At 64.0% G+C, this 3,263-nt stretch carries 4 protein-coding genes; all 4 read right to left on the minus strand.

Annotated elements, in window-relative coordinates; genetic code table 11:
- On the minus strand, positions 1-1,052 hold a 1,052-nt coding region (locus AC1D0P_RS23600; protein ID WP_477678963.1), incomplete at its 3' end, for a Do family serine endopeptidase.
- An 82-nt stretch (positions 1,053-1,134) separates the two neighbouring features.
- Entirely contained in the window at positions 1,135-2,145 is a 1,011-nt protein-coding gene (locus AC1D0P_RS23605; RefSeq protein WP_477678964.1) for a MucB/RseB C-terminal domain-containing protein, read from the minus strand.
- Positions 2,146-2,181: 36 nt separating this feature from the next.
- Positions 2,182-2,766: a sigma-E factor negative regulatory protein gene (locus tag AC1D0P_RS23610; RefSeq protein WP_477678965.1), complete on the minus strand. Its 585-nt coding sequence runs from the start codon at positions 2,764-2,766 to the stop codon at positions 2,182-2,184.
- Between the two features lie 140 nt (positions 2,767-2,906).
- Positions 2,907-3,263 (minus strand): sigma-70 family RNA polymerase sigma factor (locus AC1D0P_RS23615; protein WP_477678966.1); only part of this gene is annotated, 357 nt, incomplete at its 5' end.

Raw genomic sequence — 3,263 nt, forward strand, 5'->3', positions numbered from 1 at the left:
GTGCCGGGCTTCACATTGCCGACCATGCGCGGCAGGTCGCTGGATTTCTCAATGGCCTTGCCGTCGAACTTGATGATGATGTCGCCGGCTTCGATGCCGGCTTTTTCCGCAGGTGCGCCGCCTTCAACCCCGCGGACCAGAGCACCCTGCGCCTTGCCCAGGCCTATGGATTCCGCCACCTCCTTGGTGACCTGGTCGATCTGCACGCCGATACGGCCCCGCGTCACCTTGCCGGTGCTGCGCAGCTGGTCGGATACGCGCGCGGCCTCGTCGATGGGGATGGAAAAGGAAATTCCCTGGAAGCCGCCGGAGCGCGAGTAGATCTGGCTGTTGATGCCGACGACTTCACCACGCATGTTGATCAGGGGGCCGCCGGAATTGCCGGGGTTGATGGCCACGTCGGTCTGGATGAAAGGCAGGTAGTCGCCGGTGTCGCGCTGTTTGGCGCTCACGATGCCCGCGGTCACGGTGTTTTCAAGGCCGAAGGGCGAGCCGATGGCCATCACCCATTCACCCACCTTGAGGCGGTTGATGTCGCCGATCTTGACGGCCGGCAAACCCGTCGCCTCGATCTTGACCACGGCCACGTCGCTGCGCTTGTCGGCGCCGATGATCTTGGCCTTGAATTCACGCTTGTCCGTCAGGGTGACGAGGACCTCGTCGGCGCCCTCGACCACATGGGCATTGGTCATGACGAAGCCGTCCGCCGTCAGGATGAAGCCGGAACCCACGCCGCGCGGTTGGTCTTCGTCGGGCTGACCGCGGTCGGGCCGGGGGGTGCGCGGCATGTTGGGCGGAACCGGAATGCCGAAGCGCTTGAAAAACTCCAGCATCTGCTCGTCGGCGCTTCCGCCGGCGGAAGGCTTGGCTTTTTCCAGGGTGCGGATGTTGACCACCGACGGGCCCACCTGCTCCACCAGATCGGTGAAGTCAGGCAATGTGCGGTTTTGCGCCCAAGCAGGGGCTGCCGGCACCAGTGTGGCGACGGCAGCGGCGGCCACCAGGCCGGCAGTCAGGCAGGAGCGCAGGGGATTCCAGTTCAGTTCAAGCATCGTCAGCCTCGTCAAAAATTTGGTCATCAGGCCATCCAGGCCGCCGCCGGAAAGAGCCGGCCGCCGGAACGCCAGGGGCATATTATTTCCTGCGCTCCAGGCCGTTGGCAAAGAGCTTCAGCGTTGCCATGGGGACTTCGCCCATGACGGTGACCCAGTAGGCGTCCAGTTGCCGGGTGATGGTCTGGGTGGCGCCCATCGACAGGCTGGATTCGCGCTCATGGCGTTGCCGGTCGAAAGGCTCTACAAAAATGGAGACCGAGGCCAGGCCGTCGGAAAAAATCCATTGCAGGGGCTCCTCGCCGGGCGCCGGGCTGGCCGTCACCGGCCGCTTGTAGCAGCTCATGGGCTTGAAACCCGCCACCGGCGCCTTCAGCACCCAGCCTTCAGCACTCGCGGAGGTCTTCACCAGGACCGGTTTTTCCACGCGGTAGCCCTCGACCTTGCCCATCATCTGGAGCAGCTTGTCCATCTTGACCGGCGCGTCGAGCTGCAGTTCGGAAAACGCCGCCTGCTCCAGCACCTTGCCATCGGTGTCCAGTGTCTGCAGCTTCACGACCAGGCCCTTTTTCTGCTCGGTCCAGACACGGTAGCCGAAGCGCATGCTGTCCTTGGGCACCAGCAGCACGATGTCGGCTTCGACGCCGGCCACGCGATCGGTGCCCTCCTGCTTGACCTTGTAGAAATCGGCGATGCGGCTGTCGGTCGATTGCAGCAGTTGCGGGAACATGCCCAGCGACTCGCGCTTTTCACTGCGGACCACCTTGTGGTCGGGCATGAAGGTGACCACCTGGTCGTTGTGGCGGAAGATGGAGCGCGGCGCGCCGGTCAGCGTTTCGACCCGTTCCATCTGCTGGTCGCCTTCACAGACATGCCAGATCTTGGCGCTGGACATGGCGCCGCCCGACGAGACCACAAAGGTGCCGATATAGGAACGCTTCCTGGAGGCCTCATGCATGCGCATCAGCCAGTCGTTGATGCTGCGGGATTCCACGGCCGATGCCGCAGGAGGCGAGGCCTGCGCCGCCACGTGCCCCATGGCCGGCAACGTGCATCCTGCCAGGGCGAGAAGACGAAGAAGCTTGAGGTTCATGGTGTCGCCAAAGCCCGGTCGCGGCGCAGCGCGCGTTCAGCGCCCGGCATTGCGAGGGGTCTCAAAAGTGGCATTGCGCAGGAAGCCCGAGGGCTCCTGCAGGGCCGAGGTGCCGCCCAGCTGCTTGTGCGCGGCCAGCAGTTCTTCAAGCCGCGCATCGCGCACCATGGGGCCTTGCGGCGAAGCGACCACCACCTGCTGGGAGGAGGCAGGCGCTTGGGCCAGTTGCGGCGCGGCGGGGGGCGACAGCAGGCCGGCGGCGTTCCACGCAATGGCGGACACCGCCGCGAGCGACGCGAAACCCGCCACCAGCTTCCAGCGGAATTCTCCGTCGTTGGAAGCCTGGCTGCGGTGAGGAGGCAGTACCAGGGGCAAACCCTGGACGGCCGGCTGGGCGGGACGGGACTGCGCACCCGGCGAGGCTTCCTGCGCCAGGCGCTGGTTCAGGCGGCTCAAAAATGCCGTATCCACGCCGCGCAGGCCCTGTGAAGGCGATCGCAACGCATCGCCGATCAGGTGATAGGTGTCCCAGCAGGCCACGGCCGAATCATCGTGCCGGCTGGCATGCAGCGCGGCCGCAAAGTCTTCCCCGCCCAGCTGGCCATCGGCCAGTGCGGACATGAGTTCGCTGGTTTGCATAGACGGTTTCATGATGTTCGTGGTGTCCGTGGTGTTCGGGGGTAGCGGGGCTGCCGTGGTGACGGGCTGAAAATACCTGGTTTGCTTCGTGGCTTCATGATTGGCTCCTGGGTGCTGCGGCCTCACCAGCGCTTGCCGCTCTGGTTTTCCAGCAGGGGTTTCACCTTCTGTGAAATCGCTTCACGCGCCCTGAAAATCCGGGACCGCACCGTGCCTATGGGGCAATCCATGGCCTCGGAAATCTCTTCATAGCTCAAGCCCTCGATTTCACGCAGGGTGATGGCCTGACGAAGTTCCTCCGGCAGGGCCTCCATGGCGGCATTGATGATTTCCGCGATTTCCTTGCTGGCCAGCACGGCTTCCGGCGTTTCCGAGCTTGTTAGTTCGTTTTCCAGCGGGGAAGTTTCATCGCTTTCCTCGCTTTGGCCTGATTTGAAGGAATTTTCGGAAACAGTCGGGTCCCGTTTGAGGTCCATCAG

The organism is Polaromonas sp. P1_G2 (genome assembly GCF_056405515.1).